Genomic DNA, 3,407 nt, shown 5'->3' on the forward strand with positions numbered 1-3,407 from the left:
CCCCCGCGCCGCCCGGCGAGCTGCGCGTCCCGCTGCCGCCCGCCGGGGCCGTCACCACGCTCGCCGAGGCCAGGGCCGCCATCGACGACCTCGACGCCGCCCTCGCCGCGCTGCTGGAGCACCGCGCCGCGCTCGCCGCCGCCGTCCAGCGGCTCAAGCCCGTCGGCGGCTTCGCCGGCCGCGACCCCGGCCGGGAGCGGCGGATCGTCGAGGCGATGGCCGTGCACGCCCCGTCCCTCGGGCCCGAACGCCTCGCCCGCGTGATGAACGCGGTCATCGAGGCCGGGCTCGACGCCGCCGAGCACCGGAGACCGTCATGACGGCGGCGCAAGAACGTTCAAGAACGCGGCCGGACCGGGACCGTAGCGTCGGCGCCATGAGTGCTACCGGGACCGAGGAGGTGGCCGGGGCGGACGAATCCGCCCGCAGGGCCGCGGTGCGGGACGGGCTGGGCGTGGGGCTCGCCGTCGGCGTGTCCGGGCTCGCGTTCGGCGCCGCGGCGATCACGGCCGGCCTCACCGTCGCCCAGGCGTGCGTGCTGAGCCTGCTCGCGTTCACCGGCGCGTCGCAGTTCGCGCTGGCCGGGGTGATCGGCGGGGGCGGCGGGCTCGTCTCCGGGACGCTCGGCGCGGTCCTGCTCGGCGGGCGCAACGCCCTGTACGGGATGCGCCTCGCCCGCACGCTGGACGTGCGGGGCTGGCGCCGGCTCGCCACCGCGCAGGTCGTCATCGACGAGACCACCGCCGTCGCGACCGCGCAGCGCGGGCCGGCGGCGGCGCGGGCGGGGTTCTACACCACGGCGATCAGCCTCTACCTGACCTGGAACGCCACGACGCTGCTCGGCGCGGCCGGAGCCGCACGGCTCGGCGACCCGGAGGCCATCGGACTGGACGTGCTCGGCCCAGCGGTGTTCCTCGCGCTGCTGTGGCCCCGGCTGGCCGCGGGTCGGCGGGAGGTGCGGGTGGCGCTGGCAGCCGCGGTGATCGCGCTCGCGGCGACCCCGCTGCTGCCGCCGGGCGTGCCGGTCATGCTGGCCGCCGTCGCCGCGGTGCCGGCCCTGATCAGGAAGGGGGAGAAGGCGTGAGCGTGTGGATCGCGGTGATCGCCACCGGGCTGGGCTGCTACGCGCTCAAGCTCGGCGGGCTCGTCACCCCTCAGTCGGTCCTGGCGGACCCGCGGGTCCGCCGGTTCACCGAACTCGTCCCGGTGGCGCTGCTCACCGCGCTGATCGCCGTGCAGGCGCTGGCCGACGGCCGGTCCCTGGACTTCGACGCCGCCCGGATGGCGGGCCTGGCCGCGGCCGTGGGGGCGCTGCTGCTGCGCGCCCCGTTCCTGGTGGTGCTGGTCGTGGCGGCCGGGGTCGCGGCCGGGCTGCGCCTGCTCGGCGTGTGACCCGCCCGCGCGCTCAGGACTCCGACTGGACGATCTCCAGCGCGCGGGCCAGGTCGTCCGGGTAGGGGCTCTCGAACTCCACCCATTCGCCCTTGGTCGGGTGCTCGAAGCCCAGCTTGACCGCGTGCAGCCACTGCCGCTTCAGGCCGAGCCGGGCCGCGAGGGTCGGATCGGCGCCGTACGCCAGGTCCGCCACGCACGGATGCCGGATCGCGGCCATGTGCACGCGGATCTGGTGCGTGCGGCCCGTCTCCAGGTCGATGTCGAGGAGCGTGGCCGCCCGGAACGCCTCGACGGTGTCGTAGTGCGTGACCGACGGCTTGCCGCCCGCCACGACCGCGAACCGGCCGTCACCGGACGGGTGCCGGTCGATGGGCGCGTCGACCGTCCCGCGGAACGGGTCGGGATGGCCCTGGACGAGCGCCCGGTAGCGCTTGTCGACGCGGCGCTCCTTGAACGCGCGCTTCAGCCGGGAGTAGGCGATCTCGCTCTTGGCCACGGCCATCGCGCCGGTGGTGTTGGCGTCCAGCCGGTGCACGATGCCCTGCCGCTCGGCCGCGCCGCTGGTCGCGATCGTGTGCCCCGCCCCGAGCAGCCCGCCGAGGACCGTCGGGCCCGTCCAGCCGGTGGTCGGATGCGCGGCGACGCCGATCGGCTTGTTCACCACGACGATGTCGTCGTCCTCGTACAGGACGGACATGCCCGGGACCGGCTCGGCGACCGGCGCGGGCGGTGCGGGCGGCGACGGGAGCGTGACCTCCAGCCAGGCGCCGGCGTGCAGCCGCTCGGACTTGGTCGCCACGGCGGCGCCGTCCAGGAAGACGTCCCCGGCGGCGATGATGTCGGCGGCGCTGCCCCGCGACACGCCGAACAGCCGCGCCAGGGCGGCGTCGACCCGCTCCCCCTCCAGCCCGTCCGGGACGTGGAGGCTGCGCACCTCCCCCATCAGGACTTCTCCTCCGGCGCCGGCACGTCCCCGGGGTTCTCGCCCGTCGCGCCGCCGCCCGTGCCGCCCGTGCCGCCCGTGCCGTCCGCGTCGCTCGTGCCGTCCGCGCCGTCGCCGTCCCCTTGCTCGTCCTTGCCGGGGAGGCGGGTGCCGTCGATCTGCAGCCCGCGCGCCGCGAGCAGGACGGCCAGGAAGCCGCCGCAGACGATCGCCGAGTCGGCCAGGTTGAACACCGGGAAGTTCGGCACCTGGATCCAGTCGACGACGTGGCCCTTCAGCGGCGCGGGCGCCCGCAGCAGCCGGTCGACGAGGTTGCCGACCGCGCCGCCGAGCAGCAGCCCCAGGCAGACCGCCCAGGGCAGGCTCCGCAGGTTGCGGGCGGTGCGCAGGATCGCCACCACCACGCCGATGGCGATCAGGGTGAAGACGACCGTGTAGCCGGTGCCGATGGAGAACGCGGCGCCGCTGTTGCGGGTCTCGGTCAGCGTCAGCAGCCCGCCGAGCAGCCGGATCGGGTCGCGGTCCTGCAGCGTCGCCACGACGACGATCTTGGTGATGATGTCGGCGGCCAGCGCGGCGAGCGCCACGGCGACCAGTACGCCGACGCGGCGCGGCCGAGGAGATCCCGTGGACTCCCCGGCCTCGCCCTCTGGGTTCGTTTGGTCGATCAGCGACGTTCCTCGCGTTGTTTGCATGTCACACACAGGGTGGCACGCGGGAAGACCTGGAGCCGCGCCTTGCCGATCGGCCTGGTGCAGGACTCGCAGATTCCGTACGTGCCGGCGTCCATCCGCTGGACGGCCCGCTCGATCTGGGCGAGCAGGTCCTGTGAATTGTAGGCCAGTGCGAGCTCGTGTTCGCGCGCGTAGGTCTTGGCGCCCGCGTCGGCCTGGTCGTCGCCGGCGCCGTCGCTGGAGTCGCCCTCGGCGATCTGGCTCGCGGACGCGGCGATCTCCGCGCGCAGCGTCTCGATCTGCTCCCGCAGCCCGGCCCGGACCTCGGCGAGCTCCGCGGCCGTCCACTGGTGCTCCCCCTCGCGGACCGGCAGTCCCGCCGCCGAGGCCTGCCC

The 3,407-nt window shown here is 75.5% G+C and carries 6 protein-coding genes; 3 read left to right on the forward strand and 3 right to left on the reverse strand.

What is annotated here, in order from left to right; all coding sequences use genetic code 11:
• Window positions 1-32 precede the first annotated feature (32 nt).
• Genes E1266_RS36415 through E1266_RS36425 form a run of 3 tightly spaced genes read left to right on the forward strand, consistent with a single transcriptional unit; the run spans window position 33 to window position 1,392 of the window.
• Window positions 33-320 (forward strand): chorismate mutase, encoded by a 288-nt coding sequence (locus E1266_RS36415; RefSeq protein ID WP_347876776.1) that lies wholly within the window; start codon window positions 33-35, stop codon window positions 318-320.
• A 56-nt stretch (window positions 321-376) separates the two neighbouring features.
• Entirely contained in the window at window positions 377-1,084 is a 708-nt protein-coding gene (locus E1266_RS36420) for an AzlC family ABC transporter permease (RefSeq protein ID WP_132055021.1), read from the forward strand.
• Window positions 1,081-1,392 (forward strand): AzlD domain-containing protein, encoded by a 312-nt coding sequence (locus E1266_RS36425; RefSeq protein WP_132055023.1) that lies wholly within the window; start codon window positions 1,081-1,083, stop codon window positions 1,390-1,392. The genes E1266_RS36420 and E1266_RS36425 overlap by 4 nt, the downstream gene beginning before the upstream one ends.
• A 13-nt stretch (window positions 1,393-1,405) precedes the next feature.
• Here the strand turns inward: E1266_RS36425 and E1266_RS36430 are convergent, their stop codons facing one another.
• The 3 genes from E1266_RS36430 to E1266_RS36440 are packed head-to-tail and all read right to left on the reverse strand — an operon-like array spanning window position 1,406 to window position 3,386.
• Window positions 1,406-2,338, reverse strand: a complete 933-nt coding sequence (locus E1266_RS36430) for an RluA family pseudouridine synthase (RefSeq protein ID WP_132055025.1) — start codon at window positions 2,336-2,338, stop codon at window positions 1,406-1,408.
• Window positions 2,338-3,033 (reverse strand): signal peptidase II, encoded by a 696-nt coding sequence (gene lspA, locus E1266_RS36435; protein WP_132055027.1) that lies wholly within the window; start codon window positions 3,031-3,033, stop codon window positions 2,338-2,340. The genes E1266_RS36430 and lspA overlap by 1 nt, the downstream gene beginning before the upstream one ends.
• On the reverse strand, window positions 3,006-3,386 hold the full coding sequence (locus tag E1266_RS36440; protein ID WP_132055031.1) for a TraR/DksA family transcriptional regulator: 381 nt from the start codon (window positions 3,384-3,386) through the stop codon (window positions 3,006-3,008). The genes lspA and E1266_RS36440 overlap by 28 nt, the downstream gene beginning before the upstream one ends.
• Window positions 3,387-3,407 lie beyond the last annotated feature (21 nt).

This window comes from Actinomadura sp. 7K534 (assembly GCF_004348575.1).
Taxonomy (GTDB): Bacteria; Actinomycetota; Actinomycetes; order Streptosporangiales; family Streptosporangiaceae; genus Spirillospora; species Spirillospora livida.